This is a genomic window from Streptomyces sp. NBC_00663 (assembly GCF_036226885.1).
GTDB lineage: Bacteria > Actinomycetota > Actinomycetes > Streptomycetales > Streptomycetaceae > Streptomyces.
In genome coordinates, this window is the sequence record NZ_CP109027.1 from 9,635,992 (window position 1) to 9,656,638 (window position 20,647).

At 69.2% G+C, this 20,647-nt stretch carries 11 protein-coding genes and 3 pseudogenes; 6 read left to right on the plus strand and 8 right to left on the minus strand.

Annotation, left to right across the window (positions count from 1 at the left end; all coding sequences use genetic code 11):
* Positions 1-88 precede the first annotated feature (88 nt).
* Positions 89-2,539, plus strand: coding sequence for a glycoside hydrolase family 2 protein (locus OG866_RS43560; protein WP_329343532.1), 2,451 nt, complete (start codon positions 89-91; stop codon positions 2,537-2,539).
* A gap of 132 nt (positions 2,540-2,671) precedes the next feature.
* Here the strand turns inward: OG866_RS43560 and OG866_RS43565 are convergent, their stop codons facing one another.
* Positions 2,672-3,970 carry an MFS transporter gene (locus OG866_RS43565; protein ID WP_329343534.1) on the minus strand — a complete coding sequence of 433 codons (1,299 nt, stop codon included), beginning with the start codon at positions 3,968-3,970 and terminating at the stop codon, positions 2,672-2,674.
* Between the two features lie 97 nt (positions 3,971-4,067).
* Here OG866_RS43565 and OG866_RS43570 point away from each other — a divergent pair, with 97 nt between their 5' ends.
* On the plus strand, positions 4,068-4,460 hold the full coding sequence (locus OG866_RS43570) for an ArsR/SmtB family transcription factor (RefSeq protein ID WP_329343536.1): 393 nt from the start codon (positions 4,068-4,070) through the stop codon (positions 4,458-4,460).
* Between the two features lie 162 nt (positions 4,461-4,622).
* Here OG866_RS43570 and OG866_RS43575 read toward each other — a convergent pair whose 3' ends face one another.
* The 5 genes and pseudogenes from OG866_RS43575 to OG866_RS43595 form a co-directional block, all read right to left on the minus strand.
* A complete protein-coding gene (locus OG866_RS43575) occupies positions 4,623-4,952 on the minus strand; it encodes a hypothetical protein (RefSeq protein WP_329343538.1) in 330 nt (109 codons plus the stop codon).
* Positions 4,953-5,281: 329 nt separating this feature from the next.
* Positions 5,282-8,941 (minus strand): TIR domain-containing protein, encoded by a 3,660-nt coding sequence (locus OG866_RS43580; RefSeq protein WP_329343539.1) that lies wholly within the window; start codon positions 8,939-8,941, stop codon positions 5,282-5,284.
* 1,640 nt (positions 8,942-10,581) lie between these two features.
* Positions 10,582-11,784 carry a low temperature requirement protein A gene (locus OG866_RS43585; protein WP_329343542.1) on the minus strand — a complete coding sequence of 401 codons (1,203 nt, stop codon included), beginning with the start codon at positions 11,782-11,784 and terminating at the stop codon, positions 10,582-10,584.
* A 375-nt stretch (positions 11,785-12,159) separates the two neighbouring features.
* A pseudogene (locus tag OG866_RS43590) lies at positions 12,160-14,614 on the minus strand (SpoIIE family protein phosphatase).
* Positions 14,615-14,875: 261 nt separating this feature from the next.
* Positions 14,876-15,052 (minus strand): annotated as a pseudogene (locus tag OG866_RS43595) (RICIN domain-containing protein); the annotation flags it as partial.
* Positions 15,053-15,057: 5 nt separating this feature from the next.
* On the opposite strand from OG866_RS43595, the pseudogene OG866_RS43600 reads away from it, so the two are divergent.
* Positions 15,058-15,730: pseudogene (locus tag OG866_RS43600) on the plus strand (FadR/GntR family transcriptional regulator).
* Between the two features lie 128 nt (positions 15,731-15,858).
* Here the strand turns inward: OG866_RS43600 and OG866_RS43605 are convergent.
* Positions 15,859-16,965 (minus strand): ricin-type beta-trefoil lectin domain protein, encoded by a 1,107-nt coding sequence (locus tag OG866_RS43605; RefSeq protein ID WP_329343544.1) that lies wholly within the window; start codon positions 16,963-16,965, stop codon positions 15,859-15,861.
* A 37-nt stretch (positions 16,966-17,002) separates the two neighbouring features.
* Complete coding sequence (locus OG866_RS43610) at positions 17,003-18,415, minus strand: non-reducing end alpha-L-arabinofuranosidase family hydrolase (RefSeq protein WP_329343546.1); 1,413 nt, start codon at positions 18,413-18,415, stop codon at positions 17,003-17,005.
* A 583-nt stretch (positions 18,416-18,998) separates the two neighbouring features.
* Between OG866_RS43610 and OG866_RS43615 the strand changes: the two genes are divergently transcribed.
* The 3 genes from OG866_RS43615 (at position 18,999) to OG866_RS45320 (ending at position 20,494) form a co-directional block, all read left to right on the plus strand.
* The gene (locus tag OG866_RS43615) at positions 18,999-19,202 is read left to right on the plus strand and encodes a hypothetical protein (RefSeq protein ID WP_329343548.1); all 204 of its coding nucleotides are present in this window, start codon (positions 18,999-19,001) and stop codon (positions 19,200-19,202) included.
* A gap of 280 nt (positions 19,203-19,482) precedes the next feature.
* Complete coding sequence (locus tag OG866_RS43620) at positions 19,483-19,650, plus strand: hypothetical protein (RefSeq protein ID WP_329344610.1); 168 nt, start codon at positions 19,483-19,485, stop codon at positions 19,648-19,650.
* A gap of 256 nt (positions 19,651-19,906) precedes the next feature.
* Positions 19,907-20,494, plus strand: a complete 588-nt coding sequence (locus OG866_RS45320) for a DUF3500 domain-containing protein (RefSeq protein WP_443063680.1) — start codon at positions 19,907-19,909, stop codon at positions 20,492-20,494.
* The last annotated feature ends 153 nt before the right edge of the window (positions 20,495-20,647 follow it).

Sequence of the window (20,647 nt, forward strand, 5' to 3'; positions counted from 1 at the left end):
TTTCCCTGGCCGTTGACTTAATTAGATTGACTACGTAAGCATGGTGATCGTCTCGAAGTCGTGCCGACGACCAACGAGGAGAGCACGGATGATCAGGATGACGTTGCACGACGACTGGAGCTTGCGGGCCGTGGGAGGGCAGGTGCCGGACGCCCTCGCGAATTGGAAGGTACCGGCTCAGGTGCCGGGAAGCACCCACCTCGATCTGCTGGCGGCAGGTCTCATCCCGGATCCCTACCTGGACCGCAACGAGGCGGCGCTGACCTGGATGCATCGCGTCGACTGGCAGTACACGACCACGTTCCGGGCCACCGGGCCGCGCCCCGGCGAGCGGACAGATCTCGTCTTCGAGGGCATCGACACGATCGCCACCGTCGAGCTGAACGGTGACGTGCTCGGGCACACCGCCAACATGCACCGCAGCTACCGGTTCGACGCCCGCGGGTCGCTGCGCGAGGGTGTCAACGAGTTGACGGTGTCGCTGCGATCAGCGCTCACCCACGCCGAAGAGGCGGAGGCCCAGCTCGGCTGGCGCCAGCGCGCCTATCCCCACCCGTACAACGCCCTCCGGAAGATGGCGTGTTCCTTCGGCTGGGACTGGGGACCGGACCTGCAGACCGCCGGCATCTGGAAACCCGTACGGCTGGAGCGGTGGGAGGCCGGGCGCCTGGCCCAGGTGCGCCCGCTCGTCACCGTCGACCCCGACGGCACCGGCCGCGTCGACGTACACACGGACATCGACAGCGCCGACGACCGCGCGTACACGGTGGCCGTCACAATCGGCGACGACCAGGTAAGGACAGCGGTCCAGCACACCAGCGCGCGTGCCACCCTCCTCGTGCCGGACGTGCGGCTGTGGTGGCCGCTCGGCTACGGCGACCAGCCGCTGTACGACCTCACCGTCACGCTCCTGGCCGACGGGCAGCCCGTCGACTCGGTCCGGCACCGGATCGGGTTCCGCACCGTCACCGTGGACACCGAGCCGGACGAGATCGGTACGCCGTTCACCTTCGTCGTCAACGGAAAACGGGTCTTCGCCAAGGGCGCCAACTGGATCCCGGACGACCACTTCCTCACCCGCGTCACCGCGCAGCGCACGGCACGCCGCATCGACCAGGCCGTCGACGCGCACATGAACATGCTGCGGGTCTGGGGCGGCGGCATCTACGAGAGCGACGACTTCTACGACGCCTGCGACGAACGCGGTGTGCTGGTCTGGCAGGACTTCCCCTTCTCCTGCGCCTTCTACGCCGAGGAGGAACCCCTGCGCCACGAGGTCGAGGCGGAGGCCCGGGAGAACGTCACCCGGCTCCTGCCCCACCCCTCGCTCGTCCTGTGGAACGGCAACAACGAGAACCTGCCCGCCTACACCGACTGGAACTGGCGGGACAGCCTGAAGGGGCGCAGCTGGGGCCTCGGCTACTACACCGAGCTGCTGCCCGGGCTCGTCGCCGAACTGGACCCCACCCGCCCCTACGCACCCGGCAGCCCCTACAGTCCCGGCGACCTGCCGCCGAACGACGCCCATCACGGCACCCGCCACGAGTGGGACGTGTGGAACGCGGTCGACTACACCCACTACCGCGACCATGTGCCGCGGTTCTGCGCCGAGTTCGGCTTCCAGGGCCCGCCCACCTGGACCACTCTGCACCGCTGGATCCACGACGAGCCGATGACACCCGCCTCACCCGCGCTCCTGCTCCACCAGAAGGCCGAGGACGGCAACGGCAAGCTGCACCGCGGTCTGGAGCCCCACCTGCCGGTCCCCACCGACCTCGAACGCTGGCACTGGGCGACCCAGCTCAACCAGGCCCGCGCCGTCAGGTTCGGCCTCGAACACTTCCGCTCGTGGTGGCCACGCACCGCCGGGGCACTCGTCTGGCAGCTCAACGACTGCTGGCCCGCCATCTCCTGGTCCGCGGTGGACAGCGACGAACGACCCAAACCCCTCTACTACGCGATCAGGCAGGCGTTCACGCCGCGGCTGCTCACCGTGCAACCCCGCGAGGGCAGGACCACACTGGTCGCGGTGAACGACCACGACCAGCCGTGGACGGGAACCGTGCTCGCGACGCGGCAGACCTTCGCCGGTGAGGTGCTGGCCACCGCCGAATTGCCACTCGACGTGCCACCCAGGTCCACCGCCCAGCTGGACCTGGCCGACGACCTGCTCAAACCCGTCGACCCGCGCAGCGAAGTGCTGGTCGCAGCGGCAGGCGATGCCCGCGCCCATCACCTCTTCGGCGAGGACCGCGACCTCGACTACGACCCGGCGCCGTTCACCGCCCGCGTCCTGCCCGTGGACGAGGGCTACCGGATCGACGTACGAGCCACCTCCTACGTGCGCGATCTCGCCCTGCTGGCCGACAAGGTCGCGCCCGACGCGGTCGTGGACGACATGCTCGTCTCCTTGCCTGCGGGAGAGTCCCGGAGTTTCCTCGTACGCACCTCGACGAACCTCCACGAGCCGTCCGCGTTCCTGGGCCCGGATGTGCTGTGCTGCGCCAACCTCGTGGCCCGGGCCGCCGAGGACCTCTGAAACGAGCGGCGAAGATCGCCGGCATCCGGTGACAGACCCCGGCGATCACCATTCCGGTTCCGTCAGGAGGTCGTGCCCGTCGAGTGTGTCAATTCAACGGCCCTGCATTGTCGGTGCCATGGCGTGGGCCGGTCACTTCGACGAGGCGCGAGCTGTCGCCGACTTGCTGAACGCTGGGGGCGCTTGGCGGCGGGAGGCGACGACGACCAGGCCGCCGATGACGGCCATGCCCGTCAGGACTACGGCGAACACGGTCGCGCCGTTGGTCAGCCCGATGGCGTCGCTGAGGTAGCCGGCCGAGACCGGCAGCACGCCGGCGGGTACGTAGCCGCCGACGTTGAGCGCCGCGTTGGCCTCGGCGAGCCGCTGCGCCGGGACGCTGTGGTTGAGCAGGGAGAGCCCGCCGAGCTGCCCCATGCCCTGGCCGGCCCCGGCCAGCAGCGCGGAGGCGGTCAGTACGGCGACCGACGAGGTGTGTACGGCGGTGGCGAGCGCGATCATGCTGAGTGTGGTGCTGATCGCGCCGGCCGTCAGGATGGTGCGCCGGGGCAGCTTCTGCACCGCGAACTGCACCCCGGTGGCGGCCAGGAACATCGCGAACGCCATGGCGCCGGCGACGATCCGGCTGGTGGTGCCGAGCAGGCCGGACAGGAGCGAGGGGCCGAGCGAGAGCACGAACGACGTCGCGGTGATGCCGGGCGCGAACACGGCGATGCCGAGGGTGAGTTGCAGTCCGTTGCCGTGCGGGACGCCGGGGATGCGGATCCAGGCGCCCTTGGCGGGTGTGGCGGGCCGGCGTACGGGCATGCGCAGCACGGCGAGGACCGCCGTGGCGAGCAGTGCCGTCTCCACCACGAAGACGGTGACGGTGGGGGAGGGCAGGGTCTCGGACAGGACGCCTGCAAGGAGCGGGCCGAGGCCGGCCCCGAAGACCATGGCGCAGGAGGCGAGCAGGGCCGCGAGCCGCTTGCGGTGCTGGCCGGCCACATCCGTCACGGCGGCCATGCCTGCGGAGACGACCGCGCCGACCGCGATGCCGGTGAACAGCCGGGCCACGATCAGGGCGGCCACCGTGGACGCGGTCGCGAAGACGAGGCAGGCGGCCAGCGCGAGCCCGAGGGCGGGCAGCAGGACCGCCTTGCGGCCGAGCCGGTCGGAGACGACACCGGAGACGAGCAGCGAGCCGAGCAGTCCGACGATGTAGAAGGCGAAGATCACGGTCAGGGTGCCCTTGGAGAACCCGATCTCGTGCTGCCACACCACGTACAAGGGCGTTGCCGCGTTGGACAGGACGAAGACCGCCGTCACCGGCCAGGCGGCCAGCCATACCCACCGGGTGGGGGCAGGGGAGGCGGCGGACCTGGACGGCTCCTTCTCCGCAGCTTGCCGCTCGGCCACCACCTTCACGGGCGCGGTTCGACTCTCCGACATGACAGGCTCCTCCTGCTAGCTCAGTACGAGTTTTCTCGAACATAGCATGCAGTACGATTGGAGTCGTACAAAGGATTCGGGTCAGGAGGAGTCACCCATGCCGTCCACGGCACCTCCGGCGTCCGCAGGAGCGCCAGCCTTCAAACTGCTGCCCGCGCCCGCGGACCTGCCCGAGCCCCTGCCCGAGCCCGCGCCGCAGGAGCTGCGCCTGGAGACCGTGCTGGGCGCCCTGAGCGACCCGCTGCGACTGCGCATCGTGCAGAAACTCCTGCTGGAATCCGAGCAGTTCGACCACACCTGCGGGTGGTTCGGCTTCGACCGTCCCAAGTCCTCGCTGACCCATCACTTCAAGGCCCTGCGCGAGGCGGGCATCACCCGGCAGCGCCAGTACGGCCTGGAGCGTCGCAGCCACGTCCGTGTCGATGACCTCAACGCGCGCTTCCCCGGCCTGCTGGACCTCGTCGCGGCCTGGACGCCCGGCAAGAACTGACACGGCTCACGCCGTCACCGTCGCCCGGCCCGCCCCGCTGAACGACCGCCACAGCCGCACGTCCCGCGGCACCGTGCTGGTGCGGATGCCGTACACCGCCGTCCTGTTGGTGTGAACGGGGGTACTCCGTCGACATCACCCGGATCGTCAGCGGCGTTCTGCTCAAACTCGCCGGGTCCTCGCCGTGACCAACACGAGGGCCAAAGGCAGGGCCAGGATGAGATGACGGGCTGTCAGGTGTGCTCGGAGGGAGTACTTGCCGACGTGCCTCATCCGGTGCGGGTGATGGTGGTGGTGTTCGCTGGAGCAGACTCGGTGGATGCCGCGTTCGGCCGCGTCGGCGACATCGGCGAGGTGGTCGCCGGCGAGGTTGGCCAGCTCGTCAAGTACTCCGATCAGGGAGGTGGTGTCGTGGCTGCCCGGCTTGAGGTGGAAGGACAGCCGCGGGCCGCGTTCGCGGTCGGCGGCGTGGTAGCCCAGTGCGGCGGCCATCCCGGCTCGTTTCCAGTTCAGCCGGTGCGGCAACAGCGGAGTGCGACCGCGGGGCGCGTAGGTCCGACGAACCTGGGGCAGCAGGGACACGCCCGATTCGTCGAAGAACACGTTTCTTCACCGCCCCCCTTTTGATGCGCGGCCATGCCCAGCCGCCCCGGTCAGCAGCCGCCATACCGAGGCCCGGGCCAGCTTCACCGCCCGCAGGCGACGGGCCTCGGCCAACTGGGGCCGCGTTAACGGCAGAACAGAGACATCGGCAACAACGGCCTGCGACTCGGAAGACACACCAACAGCCGCACACCGCTGAAGCTCCTGCACCCACAGAACTAATGAAAACCTCTGTTGTCGCCCGGGGGTCTGCAACTGGTTGGGTAGCGCTGGTCGGGGGCGACGGCTCGCCACTCCTCGGGGCTGATCCAGCGGTCTGCCAGATCGCAGAGGGAGCTTTGCCACTGGTCCGCGTCGTTGACGATGCGGACGATCGTCCCGCGCCCCGGGGCGACGACTTCCGTACCGTTCGGAGCCGTGTGCAGTTGCCCCTCGGCGCCCGCCAGCTCGGCGAGCACGGGACCGGGTTCCGCTTGCCGTCCCAGCTCCCAACGGCGCACCACCACAGTGGATTCGGCGGTCTCCCCGACGACCATCAGGGCCCGCCCGTCAGGGGTGAACACCGCGTCCCGGACCACTTCCCCGTCACCGGCGGAGAGGTTCAGCTGACCGCCCACCTGCCGCTTCGCGGCGACGTCCCACACGGTCACGCTCGCCCCCGTCGCGTCGCCTGTCATGACGATGCGCTGTCCGTCGGGGGAGAACGCGACGCGTGAGCCCGCCTCCTGAATGCGATAGAGCAGCCGACCGGTATGTGCGTTCCACAGCGACACGATGCTCTGCCGGTCGGCGGTGGCGATCGTCTGTCCGTCGGGGGACAGGACGGCCGCGTCGAGGAAGTTCGCCGTACGTTCGTCGCCGTAGGTGCGGACCTGACGGCGCTCGGCCACGTCCCACTCGCGTACCACGCCCATCTGGGACTCGCCCAGATAAAGCCTTTGCCCGTCGGGGGAGAACGCCATGCCCACCACGTACGCGCGAGGATCAGGCGGGGAGGAGCTGAGAAGCGTGCCGGTGCGTCGAGTGGCATCCGCGGTGAACAGCCCAACCTGGACGCGGTACCCGTCCCTGTCGTTGCCGAACAGTTCGCCCACCGCCAAGGTGTGGCCGTCATGGCGGTAGGCGACGCTCACGCCGACACCCATCAGCCGGTGCTCCGCCCGTTTGCGTCCCGTGCGGACGTCGTACAGGGCGAGACGCGCGTCCTCGTAGGCCACGGCGAGGGTGTGCCCGTCCGGGCTGAGCGCGCTGCCGTACATCGTGGGAGTGCCGACACCCGGCGCGTCGACCTGGGACACCAGCCGTCCCCAGCCGTCCAGGCGCCAGGCCCACAGACCCTCTTCGGTGTCCGTGACGGCGGCGTGACCGTCGGGGCTGAAGCGGACCGGGTCGTGGATCGTGTCGAACGAGGACAGTGACATGCCGTACACCGGGTCGGCCTCGACCAAACCGGCCAGGAGTTCCTCACCGTCGTCGCCGAAGATCTGCGTGGGGAGTCCACGCTGCTCCATCTCCTGGTTGGTCACGCGACCCAGCCTGCGGTGGCGCCTCAGGTCCCACACCTCGTACACCGTGCCCGTTGAGATGACGGAGAACAGCATGAGCCGGGTGCCGTCCGGCGAAATCGCGTTGACCCCCCAGACCTCGGTGTCCGAGCCGTCGCCCAGGTCCGGCAGGGTCCAAGAGGCGTCGGAGCCGCTGGCATCCACTACCTGGACATCCGTCAGGCTCTTGTCCGGCCAGTGCTCCACGACGGGGCGGTCGTCGTAGGTCCAGCCCTGCAACAACGGTCGGCGCGGAAAGGGCTGTTGGGTGCCGTCCGCGACCGCCATCAGCACCCCGGTCCCGCTGAGCTCGCCCGAGCACCAGACATACCGGCCGTGCGGGCTGAGTGAGGGCGAGAGGCAGGAAGCCGAACGGAGCGGGGTGCCGCCGCCGTCCACGCGGGCCACGACCGTGCCGGCGCCGTCGGCCGTCGAGGCGATGGCACGCTTGCCGTCGGGAGTGAGGGCACCGGACGGCGGAACGCCACCGCTTCCCTCGATCACCTTGAGGATCCGCCCGGACCGGGTGTCGACCACCCTCGCCCCACCGTCGTCGAAGACGACGATCCGTGAACCGTCCGTGCTCAACGCACGGCTCGCGTCGCGGGGCATGACACCGTTCACGGTCCGTCGCACGGTCCAGCGCGGCACATTCCATATCCGGGTGCGGCCCTCGATCGTCACCGCGAAGACCGAGCTGTCGGCGCTGAAACCCTGTTGATCGGAGGTGCCTTCCGGGCTCAGCCTCGGTCCCGCGTGCTGGAATCGCTGCAATTGCTCTTGCAGAGCCGCGCGTGCCTCAACGGTGTCTGCCTCGCCGTACGCGGCCGCGGCGAGCCGGGCGGCTGCGGCCATGCCAGGGTAGGGGCGGGAGTCGGCGGCCTGTGCCAGCGTCCGGGAGAGTTCCTCGCGGTTCTGCCGCGCCCGGTCCTCCTGCGTGACCGCCACGAGGGATGCCACAGCCGTCAGGGCGCAGACCGCGGCCACTGCCGCGAGCACTCCACCGCGTCGGCGTCGCCGCAGGGCCAGGCGGCTGGCCTTGACGTACGCGACCTGGTCCGAGTTCGGTTCAGCGTGGAAGTCCGTGGCGGTCGGACGGTGCGCCAACCAGGCTTCAGCGGACACGAGTTCGTGCCTACGCAGCAGCCAGCCGGGAGCATGCTGATGCTGTTGCCAAGCGTGCGCCTGCTCGCCGAGCCGGGTGTGTTGCGCGACCCACGCGTACTCGTCCCCTACGAACGCCACCGTCTCCCGTACGGCGGATTCGAACTCCTCTGGTCCGCGCATCGACAGCAGCTGGAACTCGGTGAGCTCGCGCCAGTCGGCCGACGCCATGGCGGCGGGCGCATCAATGGTGGCGTCGATGACCACCGGCAGCACTCGTTTGCCCTGTTCCAAGGCCTGCCTGCACTCGTCCCAACAGTACGGAGAGGCCAAGGAGGCGGGCGAGATCAGCGCGACCAGCGCGTCGCTGCTCCGGATCGCCCTGGCCAGTTCCTCCCGCCACTCGCGGGACGGCTTGATGCCCTCCCAGTCCACCCACACGTCCTGCCCGGCACCCTTCAGCGCGTCTACGTAGGGCCGGGCGATCGCCCCGTCGGCGCGCGCGTAACTGAGGAACACCCGAGCCGCAGGCCGGGCGCCGACCGCCGTGGAGGCAGTACGGTCCCGGGGTGCCCCGCGTAGCGCGGCGGCGACGCCACCGGCCAGCAAGCCGGCGCCTGCGACGAGAAGCGGCCAGTACCACTGGGCCACGGATGGTCCGAAGACCGTGCTCTGGAGCTGCCGGTCCGCCTCTCGCAGCATGCGCAGGAAACGCTCGTAGTGTGTGGGTAAGTCCTGACTGCCGTACGCGACCGGAAGAACGCCCTGTCTCAGAGCCCAGGCGAGGACGCCCAGCAGCAGTGCGGAGCCCAGGGCCCAGCGGGTCACGGACGGAGCGGGTGCCACACGGGGCGGGTCACCGGGCCGTGGGGGCGCGGTGTGCCGCCAGATGATGCCGGACGCGGCGGTCATCAGCCCCAGACAGACGATCAGCAGGATCACCGCCAGAGAGGCCAGGACCGTACTGAGGAGAGGCCATGTGGCCCACAGCAGCAGTCCGCCCAGCGCGCCGTGAGCGACGACGACGGCCACGCTCCGTGGAGCGAGGCAGCGTCTCGGCGACCAGGTCATGCGCAGTCCCGGGGTCTTGCGATGCCGCACCCCGTAACCGAGGAGTTCCGGCAACGGACCGAAGACCAACAACGCCGGCAGCACGCCCGCGAGGGCTCCGTACGGCCCGAGCAGGGGCAGGCACACCAACCAGCCGACGAGGACGGACCCAGCCCACACGTCTTGCTCCCCCAAGATCTGACGGGCTGCCACATAGACCATCCGGCAGCCCGTGCTCTCCGCTCGCTCGATGCTAGGGCGCCGGGCGTGACCGGTTCAGCATGTTGGCCCTTTCGCGTGGGCTGATCGGGCCGATCGGCTCCAGACCGGGCGCTGCACGCCGCGGCCCGACGAAACACACGTCACCGAACCTCGTTCCTCCTGTCTCACAGGTGTAAATGGGCTGGTGGGCAGGGACGTGACAGGGCAGGGCCCTTCGTCGTTGGTGTGGTGGTCTCACTCATCACACCGGCGACCGATGGCCCTGTGGTTTCGGGGAGGCCCTGCGCCTGAAGAGGCATACGAGGGGAGCTGAGTGAGCCAGCCGTCCGGTGCCTGGTGCATCAGGCGTCCAACTGCTGACAGCCGCCGGTGTGGGAATGCTCCAGTCTCGTAATTGAGGGGGGAGCATGGTCACAACCGTGACAGCCGTCGGGGGCCTCGTGGGGTTGATCGTGTCATTGGTGTTCCTGGCGCTACAGACCCGCGCTGTGTCACAGCAGGTGCTGCACAGCAACACCCTGGCTGGCACGCAGGTTCTCGACCCGACCATGGCTGGGCTGCGAGAGGCGAACCCGTGCCTGTGTCGAACCCTGACAGGGAACGTGTCATGACGTTCGCTGAGATGATCGCTGACGTGCTGGGTGGCGGCCTTACGGCGCTTGAGCGGACGCCCGAGAGCGACAACGCCGAGTGGGCCTCGTGCTGCCGCTTCATATACGACCGGAGTCCGGCCGTGCTGAGTTTGGTAGAGGCTCACCCGGACTGGTGGTCTGACCTGTCAGCGCTTCGCTGAGTGTGCAGGCCGCGGGGGACAGGACACGCTGGGCCTTGGCCCGGGTGGTCAATTCGGCCCGCGCCACGTCAAGGTCGCGGAAGAACATCTGGTCGTGGTGGTCGAGGGCCACCTCGCCCCCTCCGAAGGAGTCTGGGCCCAGCTGTCCGACGCGATCGCAGAACTCACCGGCAAGCGTGGGGCACCGGTGCGCGACGCACATCCCCACGAGCACAGCGCCGCACACCGAAGACGTCCGTATGGAGTTGAGTCGTCCCCGGATGCATCCCGGGAGGGTCTAGCAGCAGCTGTAGATCCTGTGACGGCTGGTTCGTCTGCGCGTTGGGTCACCACCATTCGTAACCGCGGATCGTGTCGAAGGGGCTGGTGTCGATCATCCAGCCGTTGCTGTCCATCCCGGCGCGAAAGCTGGTCGACGGGAGAGTTCGCGTGCCGGTCCGGGCGGGCGCTGTGCGCGATCCTGTTCGTCCTGCGCACCGGCATCCCGGGGCATGTGCATTCCCGTCCTTTGCCGGCCAGTAGCGGCTCCACCTCGTCGACCGTCAACTCCCAGATGCCAGCCGCTGTGAGAGCTGCCTGCGGCCCCTGTCCCGCCCGTCGGTCCTCTCCCGCCGTAGGCACTCGCGTGCGCATCAGCCGCCCTCGTCCGCACACAGACGCTCCATCATGCGACGTACCAACCCTGGCAGTTGAGGGGACTACGACAGGAGCAGCCCCTCTTCCACGCCTTCATGTGCTCCCCGCTCCTGCGAGGAGCCGCTCCGCTCTCCTCGCTGACCTGCCCAGGAATTGACCGGCCCGGGCCCTAACCGGCAGCGCTCACACGGGGCCGGACCGCGGTGTCCTGGACGAGGACCAGGGTGGTCACGAGCGCGGCCAGGAGGGCCAGGGCGACGAGAGAGGGGACGAAGGTGACGGCGGGTCCTGCGACGAGGCAGACGGCTCCGCCGGCGAGGAGGAGCGGGGAACGGTGACTCGTGGTGCGCAAGAGCAGGGCGGCCGAGGCGAGGAGGAAGACACCGACGCCGCCGGGCAGGGCCCAGGCAACGACGCCGTGGAGGGGCTCGGTCAGGTCGTAGTGACCGGTGTCGGCGATCTGCGTGAGGGCCTTCTTCATGCCGAGGGCGGTGATGACGGTTCCGGCCACGAGGGGAAGGTGGAGGAAGGTGTAGGCGTCGCGGGCCAGCCGGGTGCGGTCGTCGCCGGTCACGGTGGTCAGGCGATGCTCGACGGTCTCGGCGAGTTGACGGAAGTACAGGCGCCACAGTCCTGCGGAGATGAGCAGGCCCAGGGCGGCACCGGCCACGACCGGGGTGCTGAGCGCGAGGCCGGAGACGCCGACGCCGATGGCGACGATGGACTCGCCGAGGGCGATGATGACGATCAGGCCGTGGCGTTCGGCGAAGTGGCCGGGTGAGGCGACCCGCCAGCCGGATTTTCCGGTGAGGAAGATGCTCAGGTAGTCGATGACCACGGCGGCGAGCCAGATCAGGATCTGGGTGGTGCCGGTGAACGCCGCACCGATGAGGAGCAGGGCGAACGGCGGGGCCACCGAGAACAGGGCGGTGCGGCGCAAGACGCGGTGCAGGGCCTGGTCGGTGGGGTCGGATAGCCAGTACGTGACCAGGTGAAGGACGCGGACGGCGCCGTAGCACAGGACGAAGACCAGGGGGGCGGGCAGTCCGCCGGGCGCGTCGTCGTAGATCTCGGGCACGGTCAGCGACACGATCAGGACGACGGCCATGACGGACACCAGGACGGTGAACATCGCGCCGGAGTCGGCCCGTACGACGTTTCCCAGCCAGGCGAAACAGCACCAGCACCACCACAGCAGCGCCAGCGCGACCATCCCGCCGAGTAGCCGCAACCCGCTCGGGTCGGCCGCCATCAGTGCGGTGACCTGAGTGATCGCATAGACGAACACCAAGTCGAAGAAGAGCTCGGCCGGTGTCACTCGGTGGCCGCCGTTGGTCGCGACCAGCCGCGACCCCTCGCCATTCGCTACCACAACTCCCCCTTTTAGGGCGCCCCACCGCCCACCGGCGGAACGATAACCCACTGGATCTGGCCAGAGATGGTCGTTGGTGGGTACGGGAGTTCGCTTCCCGCGTACACAACGGAAGAGGGAAGTGATCCTCCGTTTCGGCGGCCGGGCCCGGTCCGGCGTCGGCGAGGTGGACCCAAGGGGCTTGTTTACTGCCCTGCCGTACCACCCGTCACCTGAACGGCCTACGCGTTCCGGCGCGCAGCGCGCCTTGTTGCCCCGTTCGGGTCGGCCTGGGTGAACCTGCTGTTCCCGGCCATCCCGACAGTGCTGAGCCACCGGACAGAACCCGCTGACCCGGGCAGGGCTCCGCGGTTCTCGGGGTGGGGAGGCCGGTTTTCAGGGTGACGTGGTCGGGGTGAGCGTCTGTGCGCACCAGATGGTCTTGCCCTGGGTGGAGTGCCGGGTACCCCAGCCCTGGGTGAGTTGGGCGACGAGCAGCAGGCCCCGCCCGCCCTCGTCGAGGGCGCGTGCCCGGCGCAGATGCGGGGCGGTGTTGCTGGATGTCGGAGACCTCGCAGATCAGGGCGCTGTCGCGAATGAGGCGGAGCCGGATCGGGGGCTCGCCGTAGCGGATGGCGTTGGTGACCAGTTCGCTGACGACGAGTTCGGTGACGAACGCCTCCTCCTCCAGGCCCCAGGCCTCGACCTGATCGACGGCGACCTTCCTGAGGTGCGGCACCTGTGCGAAGTCCGCTTCGACGTCCCAGTCGGCCACGTGCTGGGGGTCCAGCGCGCGTGTACGGGCGAGCAGCAGGGCGGCGTCGTCGGTGCGTACTTGGGGGAGGGTGGCGTCCATCACCGTGTCGCACAGGGTCTCCAGGGAGGCGGCCGTGGGATCCAGGACCCGCAGCAGTTCGGCGCTTCCCTCGTCGAGGTCGCGTTCGCGGCTTTCGACCAGCCCGTCGGTGTAGAGGGCGAGCAGGCTGCCCTCGGGCAGCTCGATCTCCGTCGCCTCGAACGGCAGCCCGCCGATGCCCAGGGGCGGTCCCGGATGCGCGGAGACCGTGGTCCTGGTGCCGTCCGGGGAGAAGAGCAGCGGAAGCGGATGCCCCGCGCTCGCCAGCGTAAGTGTGCGCGTGACCGGGTCGTAGACGGTGTAGAGGCAGGTAGCGCCCGTCTCTCCGGTCGTCTGGAAGCGGCCCGTCGACTGGAGGTCGCTGGCGAGATGGAGGACGAGGTCGTCCAGGTGGGTCAAGAGCTCGTCCGGCGGCAGATCGACGTCGGCGAGGGTGCGGACCGCGGTGCGCAGCCGGCCCATGCTGGCCGAGGCGTGCAGGCCGTGTCCGACGACGTCGCCGACGACCAGCGCGACCCTGGCGCCGGACAGCGGAATGACGTCGAACCAGTCGCCGCCGACCTCCGCCCCGGTGCCCGCCGGCAGGTAGCGCGATGCCACCTGGACCGCTTCCTGGTTCGGCAGTCCCTGCGGCAGCAGACTGCGTTGCAGGGTCAGCGCGGTCGTGCGCTCGCGCGAGTACCGGCGGGCGTTGTCGATGGCGACGGCCGCCTTGGCGGTCAGCTCTTCGGCGAGGATCAGGTCGTCGGCGGTGAAGGCCTCCGGTCGGTCCAGGCGGGAGAAGGCGACGACGCCGAGCAACGCGCCGCGCGCCCGCAGCGGCACGGTGATCCGGCCTGTCAGCCCGCCCGCGGCGAGGGACTCGTCGATCACCGGGTTGCCTGCCGGCCAGTGGGCGGGGTCGGCGGCGAGCCCGGGCCCGAAGGCCCACTCGCCGCCCTGGCCGGGGTCAACGGCGAGCTCGACCGTGGACCTGCCGGTCGCCATGCAGCGGGCGGCGACGGAACCGGGGCTGTGCGTGACCGGTTTCGTGGGCCCGGCAGCCTGGTCGGCGCCGTTCTGCGCGCTGTGCTGGGCGGCACGGATGAGTCTGATCGCCTCGTCCGGGTTGCCTGCGGATTCGGAAGGTGGTTCCTCTCCGCGCAGCACCTCGTCGAACAGATCCACGCTGACCAGGTCGACGAATCGCGGTACCGGAGGCATGGCGAGTTCTTGGGCGGTGCCGATCACGTCGAGTGTCCGGCCGATGCCGCCGCTGGCGTTGTTGAGGATGAGCAGGCGTTGCCGAGCCCAGTACTCGGCGCTCATGTCGAATCCCCAGTTGGCGACCGCGCGGACCGTGCCTTCGGCATCCCGGACAGGCCAGATGCTCGTGGCCCAGGCATTGGCGTAGTCGCTGCCGCGAGGACGGAAGACAGTGATGAGACGCGCGGGCTCACCCGTCATCGCCACTTCCGCGAGCTTGTCGGTGTAGGGCTTGTCGTCCCTCTCGGGAAACAGCGTGCGGTCGAACTCGGGAAGCACCTCGCGGTAGTGCTTGCCGAGCACCTGCTCCTCGGAGTGCGCGATCACCCGGCCCGAGGAGGCGTTGATCCACAGAAACCGCAGCTCAGGGTCGTAAACACCCAGTGCGAAGGGACACTGCTCGAAGGCTCGGTCGGCAATCACCGGGCGACTTTCCCAGCGCTGGACTGTCACCACGTGCCCCAGCGCCCGCCCACCGGTGCCGGACAGTGGCTGAGCCGTCACCACGGCGTCCACCGTGGAGCCGTTGCGATGGCGCAGGGGGACGGGCCCCGTATGGCCTCGGGCGCTTTCGTGGCCCTCGGGGAACCCGGAGGGTGCGGGACCGAGCAGCAGATCGGTCACCGGGCGCCCGACCATGTCCCTCGCCGTCCAGCCCAGCAGGAGCCGTCCGCCCTCGCTCCAGCCGCTCACCGTGCCGTTCGGGTCGACCACGACAGCGGCGGTGGGGGCATCGTGCTCGTCGGCCATGTCCACGCGCGACACCTCCGTCCGGAGGGCTGTGCCTGCCGGGGCACACTTCCAGCGGTTGCTTCCAGGCTAGATCCGCTGAGGCCGCGCGGCGCCCTGGCTGGTCCGTTCCGGATCATCGAGGCGGGAGCGGAGAGGCATGCGGGCGCCGCGTCGTGTGACAGGCGCAGGGCGCCCGGACCGGCACCATGGCCAAGGGCCGTGGGGGAGTACCCGCGCACGGAGCCCGCCGCCGTATCGGCGACACCGTGGTGCTGCCGGTTACTGCGCGGTGAAGGTCCACAGCAGGTTGGTGCTGCTGCCGTACGTCCACTGCTTGGTGAGGGAGCCCGAGCTGACGTTGCCGCCGCCGTCGAGGAGCAGGCCGGTGGTGCGGTTGGCGATCGAGTAGCGGTGGGTGATGGTCCACTGCTGGTTGGTGCCGCCGTTCCAAGGGACGCGCGGTGTCGCTGACGGACAAGGCGATCGAACAGATCCGTGAACTCAGATCCGTGAACTGATCCGTACGGGAGCACTGCCGCCGGGCTCGAAGCTCCCGCCGGAGCCGGACCTGGCCGCCCAACTGGGCCTGCCCCGCAACCTCGCCCGCGAAGCGGTCAAAGCACTGGCCGTGGCACGCGTACTGGAGGTCAGACGCGGCGACGGCACCTATGTCACCAGCCTCCAGCCGAGTGTGCTTCTGGAAAGGCTCGGCGGCGCGGTCGAGGTCTTGCAGGGCGACGCCGTCGCCCTGCAAGACCTCATGGAGGTACGGCGACTCCTCGAACCGATGGCCACGGCCCTTGCCGCCACCCGGATCTCCGACGACCAACTGGCCGAGGTGAAGCGGCATCTGGACGCCATGCGTGAGGCGCGCGACGACGTCGAACAGCTCAACGCCCACGACGCCGCCTTCCACCGAGCCGTCGTCTTGGCCACCGGCAACGGCTCCACGGTGGACGCCGTGGTGACGGCTCATCCGCTGTCCACCCGCGACGCCACCCTCAGCCAGGCGGCCGCGCTGCTGCACGTGAGCAACACCGAGCAGTGGCTGAGGGACACCTGCGAGCCGGAGACCTCCTGCCTCCGGGACGACCGCGGGGGAGTGAGGGCGCTCCTCCCCGCGCCACGCCCTGACACGTCCGCGGTGTCGACGGGGCCTGGAAGCCGCGGGCGAGCCGAGGGGTGCGGCGGACGACGTTGATGTCCTCCCGGAACTGGGGCCCGGAAGAGGCTCGGGCGGGCCCCAGTTCCCGAAGGGAAGGTCATCCGGCGGTCAGAGTGGTCCACTTCTGGTTGGCGCCTCCGTGGCAGTCCCACAGCTGCAATTGCGCGCCGTCGGCTGTGGACGAGGCCGGGACATCGAGGCAGCGTCCGGAGGCGGGGTTGCGGTAGCCGCCGTTGTACGGCTGCCAGACCTGGTTGGCGCCTCCGTGACAGCTCCAGAGCTGCGCCTTGGTGCCGTTGGCGACGGCCCCGCCGGCGGCGTCAAGGCACTTGCCCATGGAGCGCAGGGTCCCGTCGGTGTAGGCGGACCAGTACTGGTTGGCGCTGTCGCCGCAGCTCCATGTCTGGACGGCGGTCCCGTCGGCGGTGCCGGCGCCGTTGACGTCCATGCACTTACCGGCGATGCCGGACTGCACGTGTGCGGGGGCGGGCGCCGGGTTCCTCAACCACCCTGCGCTGTCCGCGGCCTGGATGCCGCGGTGGAAGGCGTCGGCCATTTTCTGGTAGCCGGCGTCGTTGGGATGCAGGGAGTCGGCCAGGTCGGCCGTGGTCAGACCGCTCATGTCGACGAATGCGACATGTCTGCCGGTGGCCTGTGCGTCGCCGACGATCCGGCGGACGGCCTGGTTGTACGTGCCCCGCCACCGCTCCTCCGAACTGCTGGTGGACACGACCAGGGAGGCGACGAGGACGGTTGCGTCGGGGACGTCGGCGGTGACCTGGTTGACCAGCGACCTCAGCCGGGTGATGGCACCGTCGACCTCGGATGCTCCCTGGAGGTCGTTGGTACCGATGTGCAGCGTCACCACATTGGGCCGGTAGCGGGTCAGCGATGCGTCGGCGAGGGCGGCGATCTGGTCGATGCGGTATCCGGAGTGGCCCTCGTTGTCGGGGTCGGACATCGAACCGCCCCGCACCGTGCCGACGAAATCCAGCGGATGGCCGTCCGCTGCAAGCTGGTTGAACAGCGGTCCTCGGTAGCCGTTACCCGTGCTGCTCCCCACACCCCAGGTGATCGAATCGCCCAACGGCATGACGCGTAAAGGGGTGTTGGGGGCGGCGGAGGCCGCGGTTGCACCTGTCGCCGTCACCCCGAGCGTGGCGGCGACAAGGGTGAGCAGGGACAGGAACCAGGGCTTTCTCATGCGGGTGTCCTCTTCTGCGAGTGGTTGCTGCTTCGGGTCAGCGCTGCAGGGTGAGCAGGCCCGGCCGGTACGGCAGTTGGATGTACGGGGTGCCGGGCGCGACGTTGGGGGACAGGCCCTGGTAGAGGAACTGAAGGTTGCACGGGTCGATGGTCATGGTCTGGTCGGGATTGTTGCGGACCAGGTCGCCGTGGCTGATGTCGTTGGTCCAGGTGGCTCCGCTGTTGGCCTTGCCGGCGAAGGGGTTGCTCTCGGATGCGGCCTGCGGGGTCCACGGACCGTTCAGGCTGGAGGCCGTGAACGAGCGGAAGAACCGCTGCTCCGTCGCCCCCCGAGCCTCGACGATCATGAGGTACTGGTTCTGGCCCTGGACCTTGTAGACCTCCGGCGCCTCGAACAGGTTCTTCACCGTGTCGCTCATGACCGTCGTGTACGAAGAGCCGAAGCTGGCCGGGAAGTTCCCGATCGGCATGGTCGACTTGTAGATCTTGCCGTTGTCACCGGCGAAGAACAGGTGCATGTTCTGGCCGTCGGCGATCATGGTCGGGTCGATCGCGCTGCCGTCGGGGAGGCTGCCGGTGAACAGCGGTTGCGCCGCGGACCAGCCGTTGGGGTTGGTGGGGTCGCTCGACGTGCGGTAGACGAAGGGCCATTGCGTGCCCCACCCGTTCGAGGTGAGCACCCAGATGTTCTTGGGCGCGAAGTAGAACAGCTTGGGCGCCACCGCCCCCTGGCTCATCTGGGTCTGGCCTGCCGACGCCATGTCCGACCAGTTCGTGAAGGGACTGAACCCCATCGATTTCCACGACGATCCGTCAGAGGCGGTTGCGTAGACGAGATGCTTGCCGTTGTACGTCACGGTGGTGAAGTCCTTCAGTGCGGCCCACCCGTTGGCCGGCTGCGCCAGCGGGCCGGTCGAGCTCCACCGGTACGTCGACGGAAGAGAGCACGCATTGGACGCGCCCGACAGGCCGGTCCACTTCTGGTTGCTGCTGCCGGCGCAGTTCCACAGCTGCACCGCCGTGCCGTTGGCCGTGGCACCGCCGCTGACATCCAGGCACAGCCCGGACTCCACGGCGACGATCGTGCCGTCGGAGTTGACCCGCCACTGCTGGTTGGTACCGCCGTTACAGGACCAGATCACCGGCCGGGTTCCGGCCGTGGTGGCGTGGCCGGGTACATCGAGACACTTGTTGCCGTACACGGTCAGCTGGTTGTTGTCCGTCAGCGTCCACTGCTGATTGGTCCCGCCGCTGCAGTCCCAGATCTGCAGGTTCGTGCCGTCCGTCTGGCTGGCGCCCGGCACATCGAGACACCGGCCGGAACCAGCACCGCGCAAGGCGCCGCTGGTGGCGGCCTGAGCCGGGTTGGTGACGAGCGTCGCCGCGGAGGCGACCAGGGCCGCGAGCACCAGGGGCAGATGCCTGCGGCTGAACGTACGTTTGTGCATGGGGACCTCATCCCTTGAGTGAGCGGCTCCGGTCGGCCCCGTCAGGGGCTGCTGGACAGGTGTACTGCGACGTTGATTCTCTGTTCGATCAGCCGAACGACGGTCGAAGCGTCGGGCAGATGGAAGTGCGGAGAGCGACCAGGACCCGACATCGCCATGGACCCGGCCCCGTGCGGTTCACCACCGACGGCCACGCAGGCGAGAATTGACGCGCAGAAAGTTCGGGCGGCAGCCCGCGTGGGCCAGAAGGCTTGGCATCCACAGGGGTCTCGGTGCCGTCGGCCCATTCCATCGATACATGGGATGGATTAACAGGCATGGACGTTGCCCGTGTCTAGAGTTGCGACACAAAATGGCGTCTGCTTCCGGATTTGTGTCCGGTTGATGCCTGGGGCCGAGTCAGACATTGGATGTCCCGAGGGAGGTTTTCTTGCCAACTCCGCAGCCTGGCACGGCACACAGAGGAGATTGAGAGAGGATGCCTTGTCACAGCACGAGAGGGTCGTTGGCTGCGTAGCTGGCGGCGGCCAGTCCCGAAGCCTGCGCCTGTGCGGTGCCAGAGGCTGGAGCGGAGCAGCATGGCGTGATCCCCGTGGCGGACGAGGACAATGCCGGCGCAGGCTCCGGCCGTTCGGGCCTTGTTGACGTACTGCGCGGAGGCTCGGGGGCTGGTCACCCGGTCGCGCTCGCCATGTACGACGACGGCTCGCTTTCCGCTCAACTGCCCGGCGGGTTCGCCGGGCGGCAGCCATGGCGCGAGGGCGAGGAGACGTGCACCTGGGGGTGAGAGGCTGCCCGCAGGGCTGCTCTGCCTCCCATGGAATGGCCGATGGGGACGGTCGGCACCGGTCCGGTGATCTGCTGCGGCTCGTTGAGCGCGCGGTAGGTGTCGTAGCGGGGATCGTTCCGGTCCCAGCCGCGGTGACGGTAGCGCACGTGTGCCAGAACAAGGTTGCGCGCGGGCTCGGGTGCGTCGAGCCGTCGTGGGCAGTCCTTGCCCACGGTGGCAGCGCATCACGGGTGCCTGGTTGCGGCCCGGAGTGACTGCCGCCGCAACGAGGACGAAGGTGCGTGAACATGTCCTATCCGTCGTCTCGTGCGGGACATGGGAGGTCGACAACAGCGTCTGGATCGTCGGCGACGACCATGAAGCGGTCGTCATCGACGCAGCCCACGACGCCGACGCCACCGCCGAGGCGCCGCACCTCGGGGCATGGATCGCACGAGGGCGCTGAGGGGCCGCAGTGCTCGCCCCCGGTTCCCTGCCGGTGGTCACTTCACCGGCAGGGACGTCAGGTCCCCGCCGGCAGAGCCTGGCCATGCAACTGGCGGCCACCGGACTCTCCATCGCGGGCTACGCCACGGTCAGCACCGTGATGGCCCGGAGAACGTACTGACCAGCTGGAAGGCTGGACCGTTCACTGGGGCAGGCAGCGTGGTCGGGACCCCGGCCTCTACTGGCTCCGGATCTTCGGCCGGCCCGGTGATCGCATCCGGGCATGGCGACTCGGCGGTCATCACGTTTCCCTGAACAACCTCGTCGTCGCCGGCCGGCTCGTGTCCACAACCCCCGGCTTCATCGGCGCCGACCCCGCCACCACCGAGCCGCTCGGAGGCATTCCGCGGCCACTCCAGGGTCCCGAGGACACCGCGCGCCGACTGGCCCGCAGCCTCGACGCGGACCAGTTCCGGCGAGGATTGCTCCACTCCTGCGCCGTGTCCGACATCGTCTCCGGCAACCTGCCGCACGTCCGCCACGGCGACACGATGACGCACATGCAGGACCTGTGGCGGGGACGGTTCGAAGATCCCGACTTGGACCGGCTCGTCAACGACATCGACCGCCAGGCGGAAGCGACCAGCGGATACACCGACATCGACCACGCGCGCGTGGGCATCACGATCCCCCTCCGAAGGCATCAGTGGCCGCCACCTCGACGAAGGGCAGCGGCACCCACCACGCGTCCGACACGATTTTCGACCTGGTCCATCTCGGCTGGGCGAGCAGCTGTCGGAGGGGCTCGCCAAGAGGCCGGGAGCCGCGGTCGCTACCCCTACGTCTTCCACCGGCTCCGCTGAGACCCCGCGGTGCGGTCCGCCGAGTGGTACCGCAGTACCACTCGGGCACCGAAGATTCCCCTCCGGTCCCAGGGTTTTGGCCTGGTGCGCTTCTAGCTTCGAAGAAGGACGCCGCGGGCATCCGCGCCGAGTCCACGTCCGAGGCAGGAAGGC

Excerpts from the sequence above, each read along its gene's own strand:
- OG866_RS43560 (WP_329343532.1), top strand. The coding sequence starts at position 89 with ATGATCAGGATGACGTTGCACGACGACTGGAGCTTGCGGGCCGTGGGA.
- OG866_RS43565 (WP_329343534.1), bottom strand. The coding sequence starts at position 3,970 with ATGTCGGAGAGTCGAACCGCGCCCGTGAAGGTGGTGGCCGAGCGGCAA.
- OG866_RS43570 (WP_329343536.1), top strand. The coding sequence starts at position 4,068 with ATGCCGTCCACGGCACCTCCGGCGTCCGCAGGAGCGCCAGCCTTCAAA.
- OG866_RS43575 (WP_329343538.1), bottom strand. The coding sequence starts at position 4,952 with ATGGCCGCCGCACTGGGCTACCACGCCGCCGACCGCGAACGCGGCCCG.
- OG866_RS43605 (WP_329343544.1), bottom strand. The coding sequence starts at position 16,965 with ATGAGAAAGCCCTGGTTCCTGTCCCTGCTCACCCTTGTCGCCGCCACG.
- OG866_RS43610 (WP_329343546.1), bottom strand. The coding sequence starts at position 18,415 with ATGCACAAACGTACGTTCAGCCGCAGGCATCTGCCCCTGGTGCTCGCG.